At 39.1% G+C, this 18,563-nt stretch carries 16 protein-coding genes; 11 read left to right on the forward strand and 5 right to left on the reverse strand.

Annotated elements, in window-relative coordinates:
- Positions 1–180: 180 nt before the first annotated feature.
- Positions 181–1,116: an AEC family transporter gene (locus ACLKML_RS16520; protein ID WP_413284113.1), complete on the forward strand. Its 936-nt coding sequence runs from the start codon at positions 181–183 to the stop codon at positions 1,114–1,116.
- 185 nt (positions 1,117–1,301) lie between these two features.
- Here the strand turns inward: ACLKML_RS16520 and ACLKML_RS16525 are convergent, their stop codons facing one another.
- The gene (locus ACLKML_RS16525; protein ID WP_413284114.1) at positions 1,302–2,042 is read right to left on the reverse strand and encodes a YciK family oxidoreductase; all 741 of its coding nucleotides are present in this window, start codon (positions 2,040–2,042) and stop codon (positions 1,302–1,304) included.
- A gap of 87 nt (positions 2,043–2,129) precedes the next feature.
- Here ACLKML_RS16525 and sohB point away from each other — a divergent pair, with 87 nt between their 5' ends.
- From sohB to pyrF, 7 genes are all read left to right on the forward strand, one after another.
- Entirely contained in the window at positions 2,130–3,191 is a 1,062-nt protein-coding gene (sohB, locus tag ACLKML_RS16530) for a protease SohB (protein ID WP_413284115.1), read from the forward strand.
- A gap of 325 nt (positions 3,192–3,516) precedes the next feature.
- Positions 3,517–4,194, forward strand: a complete 678-nt coding sequence (gene cmk, locus ACLKML_RS16535; RefSeq protein ID WP_317716290.1) for a (d)CMP kinase — start codon at positions 3,517–3,519, stop codon at positions 4,192–4,194.
- 104 nt (positions 4,195–4,298) lie between these two features.
- Positions 4,299–5,975: a 30S ribosomal protein S1 gene (gene rpsA / locus ACLKML_RS16540; RefSeq protein ID WP_317716289.1), complete on the forward strand. Its 1,677-nt coding sequence runs from the start codon at positions 4,299–4,301 to the stop codon at positions 5,973–5,975.
- 74 nt (positions 5,976–6,049) lie between these two features.
- Positions 6,050–6,331: an integration host factor subunit beta gene (gene ihfB, locus ACLKML_RS16545; RefSeq protein WP_413284116.1), complete on the forward strand. Its 282-nt coding sequence runs from the start codon at positions 6,050–6,052 to the stop codon at positions 6,329–6,331.
- A gap of 132 nt (positions 6,332–6,463) precedes the next feature.
- Complete coding sequence (locus tag ACLKML_RS16550) at positions 6,464–6,739, forward strand: LapA family protein (protein WP_413284117.1); 276 nt, start codon at positions 6,464–6,466, stop codon at positions 6,737–6,739.
- A gap of 23 nt (positions 6,740–6,762) precedes the next feature.
- The gene (gene lapB / locus ACLKML_RS16555) at positions 6,763–7,932 is read left to right on the forward strand and encodes a lipopolysaccharide assembly protein LapB (protein WP_413284118.1); all 1,170 of its coding nucleotides are present in this window, start codon (positions 6,763–6,765) and stop codon (positions 7,930–7,932) included.
- Between the two features lie 128 nt (positions 7,933–8,060).
- Positions 8,061–8,756, forward strand: coding sequence for an orotidine-5'-phosphate decarboxylase (gene pyrF / locus ACLKML_RS16560; RefSeq protein WP_413284119.1), 696 nt, complete (start codon positions 8,061–8,063; stop codon positions 8,754–8,756).
- 114 nt (positions 8,757–8,870) lie between these two features.
- Here the strand turns inward: pyrF and miaE are convergent, their stop codons facing one another.
- On the reverse strand, positions 8,871–9,626 hold the full coding sequence (gene miaE / locus ACLKML_RS16565) for a tRNA isopentenyl-2-thiomethyl-A-37 hydroxylase MiaE (RefSeq protein WP_413284120.1): 756 nt from the start codon (positions 9,624–9,626) through the stop codon (positions 8,871–8,873).
- A 351-nt stretch (positions 9,627–9,977) separates the two neighbouring features.
- Here miaE and ACLKML_RS16570 point away from each other — a divergent pair, with 351 nt between their 5' ends.
- Complete coding sequence (locus ACLKML_RS16570) at positions 9,978–11,405, forward strand: hypothetical protein (protein ID WP_413284121.1); 1,428 nt, start codon at positions 9,978–9,980, stop codon at positions 11,403–11,405.
- 126 nt (positions 11,406–11,531) lie between these two features.
- Here ACLKML_RS16570 and ACLKML_RS16575 read toward each other — a convergent pair whose 3' ends face one another.
- From ACLKML_RS16575 to ACLKML_RS16585, 3 genes are all read right to left on the reverse strand, one after another.
- Positions 11,532–12,641 carry a hypothetical protein gene (locus ACLKML_RS16575; RefSeq protein WP_413284122.1) on the reverse strand — a complete coding sequence of 370 codons (1,110 nt, stop codon included), beginning with the start codon at positions 12,639–12,641 and terminating at the stop codon, positions 11,532–11,534.
- A gap of 73 nt (positions 12,642–12,714) precedes the next feature.
- The gene (locus tag ACLKML_RS16580) at positions 12,715–14,835 is read right to left on the reverse strand and encodes a hypothetical protein (protein ID WP_413284123.1); all 2,121 of its coding nucleotides are present in this window, start codon (positions 14,833–14,835) and stop codon (positions 12,715–12,717) included.
- Between the two features lie 377 nt (positions 14,836–15,212).
- Positions 15,213–15,977 (reverse strand): DNA repair protein, encoded by a 765-nt coding sequence (locus tag ACLKML_RS16585; RefSeq protein ID WP_413284124.1) that lies wholly within the window; start codon positions 15,975–15,977, stop codon positions 15,213–15,215.
- A gap of 270 nt (positions 15,978–16,247) precedes the next feature.
- Here ACLKML_RS16585 and cysB point away from each other — a divergent pair, with 270 nt between their 5' ends.
- Positions 16,248–17,222, forward strand: coding sequence for an HTH-type transcriptional regulator CysB (gene cysB, locus ACLKML_RS16590; RefSeq protein ID WP_413284125.1), 975 nt, complete (start codon positions 16,248–16,250; stop codon positions 17,220–17,222).
- Positions 17,223–17,245: 23 nt separating this feature from the next.
- Positions 17,246–18,493, forward strand: a complete 1,248-nt coding sequence (locus tag ACLKML_RS16595) for a methyltransferase (protein ID WP_413284126.1) — start codon at positions 17,246–17,248, stop codon at positions 18,491–18,493.
- Positions 18,494–18,563: the final 70 nt, after the last annotated feature.

An 18,563-nucleotide genomic window follows, 5' to 3' on the forward strand; every position in this document is an offset into this window, starting at 1 on the left:
TATTTAATTTGTAACTAGGATCAAGTAAGAAAAATAACAACATAAGATAAATGAACAATACATTGCATACTGTATGGCGGTATAACGTATTGTATGACATATTTATATGCTATCATTTGCCAAAACTTATACTTAATAGGTTAACCTTTTGTCTGAATTCAGGTTTTTAGGAGAGCCTTAATGCATCAAAAACTAATAATATTATTTTCTCTTATCATTGTTAGCTTTTATCTCGGCTTAATGTTTCAAAAACGCTACCCAGGACTGAGCCAATCTTTCAGTGTTTCATTAAGTAAATTTACTTTAACCGTTGTTATTCCCTATTCGATACTGACCTCTATTTGGCAGCTTCCCAATATAGAAACGCAATTGTTTTATCTCCCTCTCATTGGGGTTGGAGTGATACTGTTTGGTGCTTTGGTTGGTTTTTGTGCTACTAAATGGAAAAATCTTGCGCCTAAACAAGCCGCCTCTTTAATCTCAGTAACGACATTTTATAACTTAGGGGCTTTAGGTAATTTGTGTGCTTTTTTTATGTTTGGGGAAAGTGGTGCAGCAATTGTCGCTTTATATAAATTATGTGAAGAGCTTATCTATTTTGGTGGTCTGTACCCATACGCAAGAAAATGCAGTGATGAACAGTTTAATGTTGGTAAAACAGCATTTTGGCGAGATCCAATATTTTTAGCGGCTATTAGTGCTATCTCTATTGGTTTAATTTTGAATATGAGTGGCTTATCTCGTCCATTAATCATTGCGGATATCAACCAATATATCATTCCGCTTGGTAGTTTAGTTATGGTGTTTTCGGTTGGGTTAACCTTCAATCTAAAGGGAGGCGAGAAATGGAAAAAATTAGCCATTCAAGTCTCGCTTTGTCGAGCAATCTTAACGCCTTTAGTTGCGGTAGCGCTGATTACTTTGTTCGACTTATGGTCTATATATGACGGTATGGTAGCAAAAGTGTGTATTTTACTGTCTATTATGCCGACAGGCTTTGCTTCAACTATTCCTACTGTGCTGTATCGTTTAGACGGTGACCTTGCCAATACGGCTTGGTTTTATAGCTATGTGGTGTTTTTTGTGATGTTGCCAATCGCTGTAGTTTTGCTGTAAATAATAAACTTAATCGGTTTAGATTCTCCAGCATCCAGACTAAATAAGGCACGTTAAATATTAATGTGGTCACTTTTTCCCAATCGTATAGCAAATTTATACGATTGGGATTATATGTGCTTAACGCTTCAAAGTAATATCAACGATTTTAGCGCTAGTGTGGTACTTGCAATCCAATGGATGAACTATTTTGGTTGTGCGTCGATACACTGACCATTGACCGCTTTACCTTCTTCAGCCATCAAATATAGATACAATGGCATGATATCCAGAGGTGTTTTTAGTAACTCCGAATCTTCTGCAGGGTAAGCGGTGGCACGCATTCCAGTACGTGTCGCTCCCGGATTAATCGCATTCACGTTAATATTTGAATCCGTTAACTCATCCGCTAAAATTTGCATCATACCTTCGGTCGCAAATTTTGAGATAGCATAAGCTCCCCAAAAGGCACGCCCTTGGTGACCAACAGTCGAAGAAGTATAAATAATTCGAGCATCTTCGGATTTGTGCAACAGAGGCAATAAAGCTTGAGTCATTAAAAATTGCGCTTTGACATTCACTTGCATTATATCATCAAAGGTTTCTTCACCTATTTGATCAAATGGGCTAATGACACCGAGTAAACTGGCATTATGTAAAATGCCATCGAGTCGGCCAAATTGCTGCTCAATAGTATCTGCCATATCTAAATAGTTTTGTTTACTGGCCCCTTTCATATCTAAGGGAATAATGGCAGCTTGAGCATAACCTGCTGCCTCTATTTCGTCGTAAGTTTGTTCAAGCTTCTTAACGGTACGGCCTAACAAAATAACTGTTGCACCATATTCGGCATAACTAAGTGCGGCTTGCTTACCTATTCCGGCACCTGCGCCAGTAACTAAAATGATTTTATCTTTAAGTGCATCTTTTGAGACTGAATAATCCACTATCATATCCCTATTTTTCTTATTGAATGTTGGTTATCATGACAAGGTGATTACAATACACGAATTGAATTGATTGGGGATAGTAGATTGGAATTTTTGTTGAGCTACGGCCTGTTTTTGGCCAAGATTGCAACTTTTGTGGTAGCAGTTATTGCTATTTTGATTGTAGTAAAAGCAGTAGGCGGTAAACAAGGTGGTTCGAAAGGTGAATTAGAAATCACTAATTTAACTGAAAAACACAAAGATAATATCGAATTGATGGAACATCATCTGCATGACGGTACGTTTATTAAAGAACGTGATAAAGCCGAGAAAAAAGCAGAAAAAGAGAAAGAAAAATTACGCAATAAAGAAGTAAAAAAAGCGGCTAAAAATGGCACGTTAGAAACCACCAGAGAAGCGCATTTATTTGTATTGGATTTCAATGGTAGCATCGATGCAAAAGAAGTTACTTCACTACGTGAAGAAGTTAGCGCTATCTTAGCGGTAGCGAGACCAGGTGATGAAGTATTGCTTCGCCTAGAGTCTGGTGGTGGTATGGTTCATGGTTATGGGCTGGCTTCCTCGCAGTTAGATCGTATTAAAGCCGCTGATATTCCATTGACCATTTCTATTGATAAAGTTGCCGCCAGTGGTGGTTACATGATGGCGTGTATTGGCGATAAAATTGTATCCGCGCCGTTTGCCATTGTTGGTTCTATTGGCGTGATTGCCCAGCTGCCTAATTTTAATAAATTATTGAAAAAGCATAATATTGAATTTGAACAACTGACTGCCGGCGAATATAAACGCACATTAACCATGTTTGGCGAGAATACCGATAAAGCTCGCGATAAATTCAAAGAAGAACTTGAAGATACGCACGGTTTATTCAAAGACTTTATTCGTCAACGTCGTCCAGCACTGGATATAGAAAAGGTTGCCACTGGTGAACATTGGCTTGGTAGCAAAGCTCAAGAGTTAGGTTTAGTGGATGAAATCAGCACTTCTGACGATATTGTGGTTAATGCATGCCAAGAAAAAACCGTGCTTTCTGTCCGTTACGTCCAAAAGAAAAAAATGGCGGATAAATTAGCAGGCATTGGAGCAGAAGCAGCCGATCGCTTGTTAATGAAATGGTTATCTCGTGGTCAAAAACCGATTGTTTAATGTTTATTAATATTGACGCTTATAAAATACTGATCGCTTAATAGCCGAACAATAAAAATAAGCTTCTGGTTTATACATAAAAAGGTCACGTAAACAATGCAAATTAGGTTGTTATCGTGGTCTTTTTTGCCTTTCGCGCCAATAATTGGATCAATATTAATGATCAAATTATATTTCAATGTGATTAAATTTTAACTTTTCCACTTTCTTTCCTCGCTCCTAATGCCATTTCAACTTATAATATGCCGCCGATAAAAAGGCGTTACAATTAGCAGAATGGCTAAAAACCTAGCAGAATGGCTAAAAATCAAAATTGGAGTAACAGATGTCCTCAAATACACCGGTTGTAACTGTTGATGGACCTAGCGGAGCAGGTAAAGGCACGCTATGTATGTTGTTGGCTAAGAAATTAGGCTTTAACTTATTAGATTCAGGAGCTATTTACCGAGTACTTGCTCTTGCCGCTATTCATCATGGTGTCGATACGGAGTCAGAAGAGGCACTCGTTCCTCTAGCGACCCATTTAGATGTTCAATTTATTGCCGATGGTGATCTGGTTAAGGTCATCTTAGAAGGCGAAGATGTTTCTTCAGAGTTACGTAAGGAAGAAACCGGAACAGCTGCATCAAAAGTGGCGGCACTGCCTCGTGTTCGTGAAGCTCTATTACGACGCCAACGTTCATTTAGTTCAGAAGATGGCTTGGTCGCAGATGGCAGAGATATGGGGACAGTTGTTTTCCCTAATGCCGAAGTAAAAATTTTCCTAGATGCAACGGCTGAAGAAAGGGCAACCAGACGACTTAAGCAGTTGCAAGATAAAGGGTTAAGTGTTAAATTTGACCACCTTTTGCGCGAGATACAGGAACGCGATGACAGAGACCGCAACCGTGCGGTGGCTCCATTACGTCCTGCTGATGACGCATTAGTGCTTGATTCTACATCACTTTCTATTGAAGAAGTGGTAGCACAAGCGCTTGAATATATCGAATCTAAATTGTCTTAATTTAAGAGGCAATAGGAGGTCGGTCGCAAGGATGATGACTGGCTATTTTATCAACCCCACGCGGTAGGATGCCCGTGGAAGTTTAATAATTGAAGATCAAATTAATGACTGAATCTTTCGCTCAACTCTTTGAAGAGTCTCTAAACGAACTAGAATTTCGCCCAGGTACCATTGTTAAAGGTACTGTTGTAGCAATCGAGAACGGCTTTGTTCTTGTTGATGCTGGCCTAAAATCAGAATCTGCTATCCCAGCAGAGCAATTCAAGAACGCTGCTGGCGAACTTGAAGTTGAAATTGGCTCAGAAATCGACGTAGCACTAGACGCTGTTGAAGATGGCTTTGGTGAAACTCAACTTTCTCGTGAGAAAGCTAAGCGTCACGAAGCTTGGATCGTTCTTGAAAAAGCATACGAAGAAGCTGAAACTGTTATTGGTATCATTAACGGTAAAGTTAAAGGTGGTTTCACAGTAGAACTTAACGGTATCCGTGCGTTCCTACCTGGTTCACTAGTAGATGTTCGCCCAATCCGCGACACTGCTCACCTAGAGAACAAAGAGCTAGAGTTTAAAGTAATTAAGCTAGATCAAAAACGTAACAACGTTGTTGTTTCTCGCCGTGCTGTTATCGAATCTGAAAACAGTGTTGAGCGTGACGAACTTCTTGAAACTCTTCAAGAAGGTAGCGAAGTTAAAGGTATCGTTAAGAACCTTACTGACTACGGTGCATTCGTTGACCTTGGCGGTGTAGATGGCCTACTTCACATTACTGATATGGCTTGGAAGCGTGTTAAGCACCCATCTGAGATCGTAAACGTAGGTGACGAAATCCTAGTTAAAGTTCTTAAGTTCGACCGTGAGCGTACTCGTGTATCTCTAGGTCTTAAGCAACTTGGCGAAGATCCATGGGTAGCAATCGCTAAGCGTTACCCAGAAGGTCACAAACTAACTGGTCGTGTTACTAACCTTACTGATTACGGCTGCTTCGTGGAAATCGAAGAAGGCGTTGAAGGTCTAGTTCACGTTTCAGAAATGGATTGGACGAATAAAAACATCCACCCATCTAAAGTAGTTAACGTAGGCGACGAAGCTGAAGTTATGGTTCTTGAGATTGACGAAGAACGTCGTCGTATTTCTCTTGGCCTGAAACAATGTAAAGCTAACCCTTGGCAGTCATTCGCTGAAGCGCAAGCTAAAGGCGATAAAGTAACTGGTAAGATCAAGTCTATCACTGACTTTGGTATCTTCATCGGTCTTGACGGCGGCATCGACGGTCTTGTTCACCTATCTGATATCTCTTGGAATGTTGCAGGAGAAGATGCGGTACGTGATTATAAGAAAGGCGATGAAATCTCTGCAGTTGTTCTTGCAGTTGATGCAGAGCGTGAGCGTATTTCTCTTGGCGTTAAGCAAATGGAAAATGACCCGTTCAATGCATTCGTTGCAGATAACAAGAAAGGCATCCTAGTTAAAGCAACTGTTACTGCAGTTGACGCAAAAGGTGCTACACTTGAGATTGTAGAGGGTGTTGAAGGCTACATTCGTGTTTCTGAAGTATCACGTGATCGTGTTGAAGATGCATCTCTAATCCTAAGCGTTGGCGATAGTGTTGAAGCGAAGTTCACCGGTGTTGACCGTAAGAACCGCGTAATCAACCTTTCTGTTAAAGCGAAGGATGAAGCTGAAGAGCAAGAAGCAATGGCAACAGTGAACAACAAGCAAGAAGATACAAGCGGATTCACTAATGCAATGGCTGATGCTTTCAAGGCAGCTAAAGGCGAATAATAATCGCAATTAGGGAGCCTTTGGCTCCCTTTTTATTATTATTTGACGTTTCTGAAAATGTGATGAGGGTATATATGACTAAGTCTGAATTAATAGAAAGACTCTGTGCGGAGCAAACTCACCTCTCTGCGAAAGAGATAGAAGACGCTGTAAAAGATATTTTAGAGCATATGGCTTCTACCTTAGAAAGTGGTGATCGCATTGAAATTCGCGGTTTTGGTAGCTTCTCATTACATTATCGTGAACCTCGCGTAGGACGTAACCCTAAAACTGGTGATAAAGTGGAACTGGAAGGTAAATATGTTCCTCATTTCAAACCAGGCAAAGAACTTCGTGAACGCGTTGATATCAGCTAATAATATTGGTTTAGAGTTATAAAAAAGCGGCATATTTAGGTATGCCGCTTTTTTATGAGTGGTTTATGATGGTGTGTCGTCTCGAATTACTGCATAATTGGACGTTAGCAAAATATTCTGGAGTAGTGAATCATGAAAATTATAAAAGCGATTCTAGTTATTGTACTTTTTCTTGTTGCTTTAGCATTAGGAGCACAAAACCAAGAAATCGTTTCATTTAACTATCTTTTAGCCCAAGGTGAGTTTCATATCTCAACTTTGTTAGGCGTTGTTTTTGTTGCTGGATTTGCCTTAGCTTGGTTGATTATTGGCAGCATGCAAATTAAATCTCAATTGACCATTCGTCGTTTGCAACGCAAGTTAAAAAAATCGAGTAACGGTTCACTGCCTGCAGAACAGAAAGCGTAATGGTAAGATTGCGGTACACTTAAATGCTTGAACTACTCTTCTTGTTATTACCCATTGCCGCTGCCTACGGTTGGTACATGGGTAACCGTAGTGCGCGGCAAGATAAGCAAGAACAGTCACATCAAATTTCCCGACAATATGTCACGGGTCTTAATTTACTTTTATCTGATCAATCAGATAAAGCGGTCGATCATTTTATTGAATTACTTCAAGTCGATGCTGAAACCATAGATACCCATCTTGCTCTTGGAAACTTATTTCGTTCACGCGGAGAAGTCGACCGAGCGATCCGAATTCACCAAAATCTTATCTCACGAAAAAACCTGACTATTGATCAAAAGAATATAGCCCTGCAACAGCTGGCAAAAGATTATATGGTGTCAGGTTTTTTAGATAGAGCGGAAAAAATCTTTGAGCAATTAGTAGAAGAACCTTCCCATAAAGAAGCGGCGCTCACTCAGCTAGTTAATATCTATCAGCAAACTCGAGAGTGGAATAATGCGATAAAATACGCGACTGCACTAGTTAAGCTTGGTCGCAAACGTATGATAGCCAGCATTGCTCATTTTTGGTGTGAATTAGCCATGTCAGAGCAAGCGGAAGGTGATCGAGCTAAAGCGATATTGTATTTCAAAAGAGCTCTATCAGAGCATCCAAAATGCGTTAGAGCGAGTATCTCTTTAGGTAAGCTTTATCTGGAAAATGAAGATTACATCAGCACCATAAAATACATGGAAATGGTACTCGATCAAGATATCGATTTTCTGAGTGAGGTGCTAGAAACCTTAGCCGAATGTTATCATCATCTTGGGCAAGAAGAGCGGTTGGTTGAGTTTTTACGCCGATGTATTGATAAGAAAGCAGGTGTATCTGCTGAACTTATGTTGGCACAATTGGTCGCTAATCATGAAGGTAACGCTTCTGCTCAGATGCTATTAACAAAGCAATTGTTGCGGAACCCGACGATGAAAGGTTTTCACCGTTTAATGGATTACCATCTAGCTGATGCAGAAGAAGGTCGAGCTAAAGACAGTTTAACCACACTGCGATCACTTGTGGGTGAACAGTTAAAAACCAAACCTCATTATCGATGTCGAAACTGTGGCTTTTCAACCCATTCACTTTATTGGCATTGTCCTTCTTGTAAAGGGTGGGGAACCATTAAGCCAATTCGTGGTTTGGATGGCGAGTAGTGTTACGGGTAAAATTCGTTATTTAGTCGAATAAGTCTAAATAATGGTAAGAATAATTAGCGATAGCTAAATGAGTAGTATAAACCTCCTGTTTGGAGGTTTTTTTGAATAAATATTTAGGAGAAAAAATGTTGGATCAAAAAGTAATAGTGGCTTTAGATTATGACAATCAAGCAGATGCTTTGGCCTTTGTCGATAAAATTGACCCTAATTCTTGTCGTTTAAAAGTGGGCAAAGAGATGTTTACTTTATATGGTCCACAGTTTGTGCAAGCGTTGCATAAACGCGGTTTCTCGGTTTTTCTGGATCTTAAATTTCATGATATTCCCAATACTTGCTCAAAAGCGGTAAGAGCAGCGGCTGAACTTGGTGTGTGGATGGTGAACTTACATGCGAGCGGTGGCGAGAAAATGATGTCTGCTTCGCGAGAAATTTTACAACCATACGGTAAAGATCGACCACTTCTAATTGGTGTCACGGTATTAACCAGTATGGAACAAAACGACCTTGCGGGCGTTGGCTTAGATATTAGCCCGCAACAGCAAGTGATGCGCTTAGCTCAATTAACTAAAAACAGTGGGTTAGATGGTGTTGTATGTTCTGCGCAAGAATCATCTATGTTAAAGGCAGAGTTAGGTAAAGAGTTCAAATTAGTCACACCGGGAATTCGTCCTGAAGGAAGCGCTGTTGGCGATCAAAAACGTATTATGACACCAGTAGAAGCCATACAAGCAGGCTCAGATTATTTAGTCATAGGCCGTCCTATCACTCAAGCAAATGATCCGGCAGCTGTTTTAACCGATATAAATAAGACACTAAAGTAAGGTAAATGGCCTGAACTTTGGCAAGTTGCACTGTAAAATTCGAGTGTTATAGGTGCATGTGTCCAGAGTTCAGGTTCGCTGTTATTTTCGTAAATAACTTATAGCCCTAAAAACTCATTCAGGTAAACCGCTGTGAAGTTTAAAATCGCTATCTGGTGAAGAAATGAGCTCGGCTTCAAGCGTAGCGAAATAATCCACTCTTTCAGTAATATCTTCATTTGTGATCTGTTGAGCTAACGCTAAATAATCTTGATAGTGACGCGCTTCAGAGCGCAGCAAGGAAATGTAAAATTTACCAATATCTTCAGGGAGATGAGGAGCCAGCTTTGCAAAACGCTCACAGGAACGAGCTTCAATAAACGCCCCAATAATTAGCTTATCAATCAAAGCTTCAGGTTCATACGTGCGGACCTGTTTAATCATACCTTTAGCGTATCTAGCTGCTGGAATAGGCTCATAAGTCAGTTGGTTATTTTCAATAATTTCTAAAACTTGATAGAAGTGATGTAACTCCTCCCTGATCAGTAACACCATTTTATCGATCATGTCTTGTCCGTATACACAATCCGCTCGGGGTTTTATTGATTTGGAAATAACATTCTGGCCTTTTAGTGATTCAAGATCGCCAATGCGTTTATAGGCGAACTGTTCGTAAGGCAAAACAAGAGCAGATAACTGCTCAATACCTTCAGGCGTTAAAGCGTACCTCTTAAGTAAAAACATAGCACTTTGAGCGGCTTTCAGCTCACATATTAAATGGTCGCGTAATATAACAGGTAAGTTATTTGGTTTCTTGGCTTCTTCAACCCACTCATTGGGCGTCGAACATTTCAAAAATGTATAGATGGGTGCTAAAAGTTGTTGATACATTATTTTCTAATTTTAAGGCATTGAGTTTATCTATTATACATGACGATGGGCTGAACCTGCTTATCGTTATACCGAATTTTCATACAATTGGAAGATTAATCTGCTCCAAGTTGTAATTTTTTTAGACATTGAAATCAACAACAGTAAATAGTTACCATTTTGATTTACGGGTAATTAAAATTACGAACGTCATACGCATTATTTGCTGTCAATAGCATTTCCACGTTCATTACAAAAAGATTAGCTATACTCAATGAAACGTTATTCATAGATAATAAACGCTGTTATTTGGTGGTTATATTATGCCGTTATTCAATTGTTTTTCATATTGTTAAAATAAAGCTGAAATAAATGAAAAAATATATTTGGTTATTTTTGGTCATGAGTCATTTGGTTGCTGCGGCACCAGTTGAATTATTTAACCAAGAAGAAAAAAGTAAAGTCGAGCAGATAAATCAAAAGTATCAGTTGCGTGAGCGGTATAATTTAATCAACGCACGGCTTTCATTACATAGCGCTAATGTTTATCAATACAATAATTTAATTAATCGTTCAGATCTGTTAGCGGAAAACTTGTATGAGTTGGTCATTAATACTAACTCAGATCAAACGGACCAATCATATAAAGAACTGGCTGATGTCGTTTTGAATTTAATGAAAGAGCGAGCAGCAATAGATAAAGTAATTAAAGACGATTACTCAGATTTAAACCGTCGCTATGATGCAATATTACAAGAATTTGCTAAGTTAAAAAAACAAGAAGTACAGAAAAATGCCGATATATTACTTGTATATGGTGAAAATATTACTCGATTAGAGAATGAGTTAAGTGATAATTACCTCTCTATAACGGTAGAAGGTAGCCTTGAATGTAGTATTACTCAAACACTTAACGGTTGTATCGAGGCAAACAAAAAACAGATCACAAACCGAGTCATTAACGAAAGTATTTATCTTTCGAAAGACAGTTATATAGATGCAATGAAAGTAAATAATGCAACTATTGATATGTCTGGCCTACTTAACTACCAAGTTACCGTAAAAGCTAATGCACTATTTAATGATAAGGTGGTGAGGGCGTTAAATAAGGCATATGGATTAGAAAGTGCCGATATTATACTGGTGAGTAACAAAGACGCAGAGTGGTTTGTCGACGGCAAAAAAATTGGCGAAGGTAAGCGTTTGTCAGTGAAGCTTCCTATGGGAATACATGCCATCCTGGCTATTCATAGAGATTCAAGACAGTCTTCAGTTGAGAATATCATCCCAGGCAAAGAATATAGATATAACCTAGTTGAAAGCGCTCAACCCAACGCTACCACTAAAGATACAGGTTCTGCGGAATCTGAAGAGATAGAAAGCAAACGCAAGTCAGCAATAGAGATTGATGAACCAGAGGTTGACTCATTAAAAAGCATACCAAAAGTAACGGATACAATTAGTATTCCAAGTCAGCCCTCGTTAACACTGGATAACAAAAAACACACTATGCGCATGGTACATACTGATGAGCTGAAGAGTTATTATTTGATATCAAATGAAGATGGTTCACCTTTATTGCTTAGTGATGATGATCCGTCATTGTGTGAGCCTGAGTGGGGGAAATTAGCCACACTAAAAGAGTACTTATCTTTACTTTCCAATGTCACTGATAAAAGCAAATATCTTAGATTCAATTTTAGTACGCTGAACAACGGTATAATCCGAGTAATGGAACATGGCAAAAATCTCCATGTTAAAGGTAGCAAAGGCATCGGGGTTTGTGTTCAGGATAACTAGGGAAAACAGCTAAATAGAAAAAACAGCTAAATAGAAAAAACAGTCTATTTAGCTTTAGTGTTTGAAGGTTCTTGCTTGACGCTTTTTTATACTTTTACTTTCATACTATTATTTTTATAACATAGCTTACATGATTGGAATATTTAACCCCAGTCTTACCTCTAATAATTCACTTTCTTCCATATCGAATGGCTTGGTTGTTATAGCAAAATTAACCATAGCGTGTTTAAATTCGATACCTACCGCCTCTTCAAATGGGTACAGTTTTAAACGGTAAACATTATTGCTACTCAGAAAATCATAACCGACATGAGCTAGAGTTGATTCATAAGCATGGAAGCCCTGTAAATATACACGGTGCTGTGGCGCCACATTATAGGCTACAAGCGCGTGATATTTAATAGGTAACACTTGTTTATAATCATGATTAAGTTCCCATCCGGTTAGTACTGGATCGATATGATATTCCCCATCCTCGACGGTTGTTCTCGAGGTTGTCGCATTCATCAAAGTGTAGGGTGCTTGCTCCCACACGATCGCGCTGACTATGTCTTGGATATAAATTGAGGTGAACCAATCTTGGTTAATTTTCCAGTCGAGACCGATATCAAAGCCATAACCATATTTGCTTTTTGGCTTATCCGTAACTCTATCAAGTAACGCGTCTTCAGAATAAGTATAGTCTAGGTCCAACTCACCTGTGTAGCAGTCGAATTCATTACCACATTGTTGAGACTGAGAAACATGACCCGTTAAGTCTCCTTCCATCAGTTCTTTTGCCTGTAAATAGGATGCGGCAAAATAAAGGTTAACTTGGTTGAATTCATGTAAATTTAACTCATGCAAATAAGCGAAGCGTATTCCTTGCATGTTGATGTGATTCACTTTTAAGTCCACATCATAGACTTTGTCCGATTCAATGGATGAAAAATTATCAAGAGTTGCTTCATAAAACGACATGGTGTCTTTAGTGTAACCAAGAAACCATTCGTATCGATAAATATACGAGATTGCAAAATTATCATAACGAGTCCCTAGCGCATATTCGCCCATCGCAAAAGCACTTTCGGCAGGTTTATAATCAACTTCATGCCCCTTTGCTAGGTGATAGGCAGAGTTGTTTTCTGCATAGGCGATAGTATTAACTTGGGTAAACACATCTAAATTATGCGCTGACTCAAAGGAATAACCGAGTGGAAGTAAGCTAATAGAAGAAAGGGTTAAAAGATTAAACATAGAAATGATCCGAGTATCTAATATAGGTAGGGAGAGCCAAAGCTCTCCCTATAAGATCAACTAATAAATTAGCTTAGAAAAGAGAAGCAGTTTCACCATTGGTATAGGTGACCAGTATAACCCCGTTATCTCTTTCTTCAATGGTACCAACTTTGATGCCATCAACCCAAACATCACCCATAGAGAAATTTTCTCCTAGGTCATAAAGTTTGGCTTCTACCCCAAATTTATTGCTTATTGAAACCACTTCGGCAGAGCTGTTATCTGTGTTGTCATAATCCACTTGAATATCAGCCGCTATTATAGTGTCGGTTCCGTTATAAGTAACCTCGATTTTGGTTGAATACAAATCATATTCGGTTCTGTCAGTTTTTAACTCGACTGAAGCAGGAACCGCATTGTTATTAGCATCTTCTACATTAACCGATAAGCGAGCAATAACATTGAAGATTAGGAAATTATCTTCATCTTCCTCATCTATCGTAGTGGTATGGCTATCTCCATTCCAGTCCCATATTTCGTTAATAGTGTATTCAAACTCAGCTGGATTAGAGACAGTGATATTTAAATAAGCTTCAGAATCGGTATTGTCAGCATTGTTAATGATCTTGCCATCGAACTTGAATCCTACACTAGATGCACTGAATGTATCAGAGGAGCTGCCTTGATCATCGTTTCCATCTTTAATCGTATCAAGAGAAAACGCTCCTAATGACATTTTGATGCCACCAATAAATGCCACATCATTAGCGCTAGAATCGCTATAAGCCAGTTCTACGTCCGCCAATTCTATGCTTAACTCTGCTAATGATTTATCTGTTTCATCTGATTCAAGATCGGTTACTACTATTGAACCACCTGCACTAAGCGTAGTATCACCGCTATCAGCTTGAAGCTCATTGATACTGAAGGTAGTTGTACCAGCGTGAGTACAGTCTGTCTCAGTACAATTATCTTCATTAATCATTGGTGCTGTTACCGTAAGTACAACAGGTGTATAAACGCGATAAGTATCACCAGTAATGGAGACGATAACATCATTATGTGTATATTCACTACTATCTTCTGCTTGATCGTTATAAGCGTAACTGATTGCTTCTGCAGCCGCGGCAAGTTCGTCCACAATAGTATCTAAATCATCTGACACTAATTCATCTAACCCATCTAAACTATCAGCGAACTGTTCAACACCTACCGTTAGTTCACCACCCGTATCGACAGCGTTGTACACCGCGCGAACGTCAGTTAAGAAATCTTTGGCTTTTTCCACATTACTATCAAATTGTGGTGCAGGTGAAACGGTTTCTGGTGCTTCATGTTCATCTATTTCACCAATCGCTTGGTCTAATGCAGGGACTGCGGAGCTATCAACACCTAAAACGGTTGGTAGTTCAGTTGCCAGATCAGCTACTGTTTGTCGGATGTCATCAATCGCGCCAACGTCTAATGTATATCCATTGTCGCTATTCAGGGTGAATATGTTAGCAACATCTTCTTCACTAACAGACATGAGACTGGCCGAATACATAGTGGATTCCAATTCATCCGCATCGGCACTAGCAACCGCATCAGGGTCCGTTAAATCAATGCCGGCTAAGGTAGAAATATCACCATCAATACCAAAGGCTTCTTTTACCGCGTAATTGGCATTATTAATTAATTCTGCTGTGATTTCACCGCTGTTAGCCGCTTCAATTGCTTGGATAGATGCAATGTTCGTCAAAGCATTTACATTGACTTTTGTGGTTGCTGAATTGGCTGCCGCTATAACGGCTTTCAGTTCCCAGTCATCTTTAACTTCAAAGCTTTCACCGAAAGCGACACTGTCTTCTCCTGCCATAGGAGAGTTTTCTAATGTACACTCTTCGATGTCGCATTTCATCGTGGTGGTTGAATCCAGTTTTGAAACATGGACCAAGATAGGTGTTTCAGTTGGTGCATCGGTAATTGAATAACTACCCAAGGCGTTGGTTTGTTGTAGTTGGTAGTAACTTCCACTCGTATCACAACCATCAGCATCAAAAGTATCACAAATTTCAACTTTGCCGTTGCTGACGATACCCTTATTAACTACACCAGAAAAGCTAGTTGTTGTTGCACTTGTTGTATCATCGGAGGTGCTATTACTGCTATCGCTACACCCCACAATACCGACCACTGATATGACAGCGATAGCCAAAAGACTTTTTTTCATACTAATTTCCCTATTTTTATATTTGAACAACCTGTACTCATAATTCATAATATTTTTATGCACATAATAGTTATTACATAACTTTATATGCGATGTCTAGTATATAACAATGGAATAACATTAAAAGCAGTATTGTTATTGTTTCAATATTTTGCATGTGCAGAATGTGATGGGGTAGGGGATATTTTTAGTTAATAAATTATTTTAGATAAAGAGATTTTTGAGCTAATTAATAAACTATCGGGTTGTAGTATTAATCAGTGTTGTGCAATAAAAGCGGTAACAAAGCGCTTTTATTGCATAGTATAGATAACAATTAGATAGGAGAATTACTCAATATTATAAGTGTTAAAACAAGTTAAGCGTTAAACAGCTAGTTACCACTTTTTCTTTTCACCGAACAGGGCATCCATATCGCTATCACGTTCTTTTTCTTCTTGTGCAAGTAATTGATCCGCATTTCTATCTTTCTTGTTCTTATCGAGCTCATTTAACATAGCTTGCAGTTTTTCACGTGCCTGATTGGAATAGCTATCATTTTTCGTCATTAAAACGTCAATGGCTTTTTTGAGTAATTGTCTCGCGGTGCCAGTTTGGTTGCGCATCACGGCTTCATTGGCTCTTTTGATCACGTTTTCTATATTGATACGTATTTGAATGGTTTCTAAGCGAGCGTTTTCTGCAATATAATTTTGCGTATTCAAACGACCTTTATTATGTTCACTGCGTATTGTATCTCTTAATCGCTTGACCAACTTGAGCATGATAATGGCTTGTTTATCACTATTTGGTACTTTGAAAGTGGTACTCTCTTCACCAGTATAACTATTTTTTAGGGTCTGAATCTGACTTTGCATGTTTTCAACGCGTTGCATTAGCTGCTTGTTTTTTGGATCAAGCGCAAGCATATTTTCCAGTGCATCTAAAATTCGATTATTTAAACAAATTAATAAATCTTGGCTATAAGGTAAGTGATGAGCGTTACCAATAAGATCTTCCGTTGCGTCAATAATAGTCAGATAACGTGCTGACTCTTGTTTACGGGTAGATTCCAATTTTGTTTTATATTGTAGCATCACGTTATAGCCGATAACGAGAATCAGTAATATCGCCACGAGGATAATAATCAAACCAATATTCATAAAGTAGTATCTATCAGGTGGAGTAATAAATTAACGGTAAGCATACACTATTCTGTAATGAGCCTACAGCCATAATGATGAATGGAAATAGCAATTTGCGCTTAAATATTAAGTGATTTACAACAATAATTGTCATTAATATAGCTATCTAAACATGCTTTTAGGTCTAAACGATGGTTTTTCGCTATCAATTTTTACAATTAAACGTTATAAATAGCAGTTATAACCTTTGATTATAACGTTAGACGGTAAAAGAATACAGGTAGCAAAATGAAGTTACAGCAACTCAAGTATATTGTTGAAGTCGTCAATCATAATTTGAATGTCTCCGCTACTGCAGAAAGCCTTTATACTTCTCAACCAGGGATAAGCAAGCAAGTTAGGTTACTTGAAGATGAGCTTGGAATCCAAATATTTGAGCGCAGCGGTAAACACCTTACTCAAGTGACAACCGCAGGTGAAGATATTGTTAGAATTGCTAAAGAAATACTTTCTCGTGCAGAAAGTATCAAATCGGTAGCAAGTGACCATACCAATCCTGAAATGGGCACACTAAATATAACAACCACGCACACTCAAGCCCGTTATGCATTGCCGGAAGTGATTAAAGGTTTCACTACTCGTTACCCTAAAGTGTCGTTAAACATGCATCAAGGTACGCCCTCTCAAATGTCTGAAGCCGTAGCAAAAGGAAGCGCAAATTTTGCGATTGCAACAGAAGCTCTACATTTGTACCAAGATGCCATTATGCTTCCTTGTTACCATTGGAATCGGTCAATTGTTGTTAATAAAGATCATCCGTTAGCGAAAAAATCGGCAATAACTATTGAAGATCTCGCCGCCTTTTCTCTGGTCACTTATGTGTTTGGTTTTACTGGCCGTTCTGACATTGATACGGCGTTCAATCAGGTCGGCTTAACACCAAAAATTATTTTTACCGCCACCGATGCCGACGTTATTAAAACCTATGTAAGAATGGGCATTGGCGTTGGTGTTATCGCCAGCATGGCGATTGATAAAGTTGAAGATGATGATTTAGTGGTTATCGATGCTAGCCATATTTTTGGCTTAAGTACCGCAAGCATTGTATTTAGGCGTGGTACCTTTTTACGCACTTATATGTATGATTTTATGGAGCGTTTTGCACCCCATTTAACTCGTCCTGTTATCGAGCAAGCAATCTCTTTAAGAAATAATGCAGAGATTAAGACGATGTTTAAAGATATCGATCTACCTATTCGTTAACGCTATTATCTTGAGCCCAAATCTTGCAGACATCATTTTTACAGCTTGATCAAATATTAAACCAGCATCAACCGTTGTGGCGCTTTGAACCTTTTCATCAGAGTGCTCAGTCTGCGCTCCCTTGGCTAAAAGATTATCCAGATTTATGTCACTGGCTCGGAGCCTTATCTATCGAACAAGTTGTGGCGTATAAATCGGCCACATCACGCTTATTAGTCGATATAGAAGAGGCATTTCCAAGCGCGAAAATGCTCAGTCGTCTTATCAGTTTACCCAAAGAAGCTGATTTACCCACAGAATCCGATTTATCCAACAAAAGCCAGTTACCGACACAAAATAATGCGCCATTCAAACTGGCAAGAGGCATTGATTCAGGTATCCCCGGCAGAAAATTACAGCAAATTACGTCAATGGGCCGTTTTTTGCTCGCTAACCAAAAAGGCCAGCAATGGCTAGAATGGTGTTCTGGCAAAGGCTATTTAGGCCGAGTATTAGCATCACATTCACAGCAATTGGTTACAAGTTTTGAATGGCAACAGTCGCTATGTGATGCAGGACAGAAAGAAGCGCACAACAAGTCTTTAAACATGCAATTTATTCAGGGTGATGCTTTGTCTCCCGAGGCTAAAAGTGTACTAACAAAAGATCAACATGCCGTTGCTTTACATGCCTGTGGTGATTTACATGTACGATTAATTGAGCATGCAACTGCTGCAGGCAGTCAGGCAATTACTGTGTCACCTTGTTGCTATCACCTTATTGAAAAGCAACAATATCAACCGTTATCGGCTTACGCTATCGCTCACTCGACTCTAGTCCTCTCTAAAGCGGAATTACGCATTCCACTACAAGAAACGGTAACGGGTGGTCAAAGAGTGGTGCGGCATCGAGAACAAGAAATGAGTTATCGGTTAGGCTTTGATCTGTTGCTGAAACAATGCCTAGGTTTAACCGATTATGTTGCCATCCCTAGTATTAAAAAATCGATGCTTGCTGCTGGCTTTAAAGATTTCTGCTTCTGGGCAGCAGAACAAAAAAACATCGTTTTACCAGAAGTAAACTTTGACTATTGGCAGCAAAAAGGCGAGCAACGTTTTTGCCACATGGAACGTTTAAGCTTGGTTCAGCAGATGTTTCGTCGAGCTTTAGAGCTCTGGCTTGTATATGATCGCGGCTTATTTTTACAAGAGTGCAGTTACAACGTCACTGTTACAGAGTTTTGTAATAGAAGCGTTACGCCGAGAAATATTATTATTCATGCTACTAAGTGATCGATCTACTGGCAACTGAGGCGATCTACTGGCAACTGAGGTGATTTACTGGCAACTGGGGTGATTTACT

It is taken from the genome of Vibrio sp. MA40-2 (assembly GCF_047302445.1).
Lineage (GTDB): Bacteria > Pseudomonadota > Gammaproteobacteria > Enterobacterales > Vibrionaceae > Vibrio.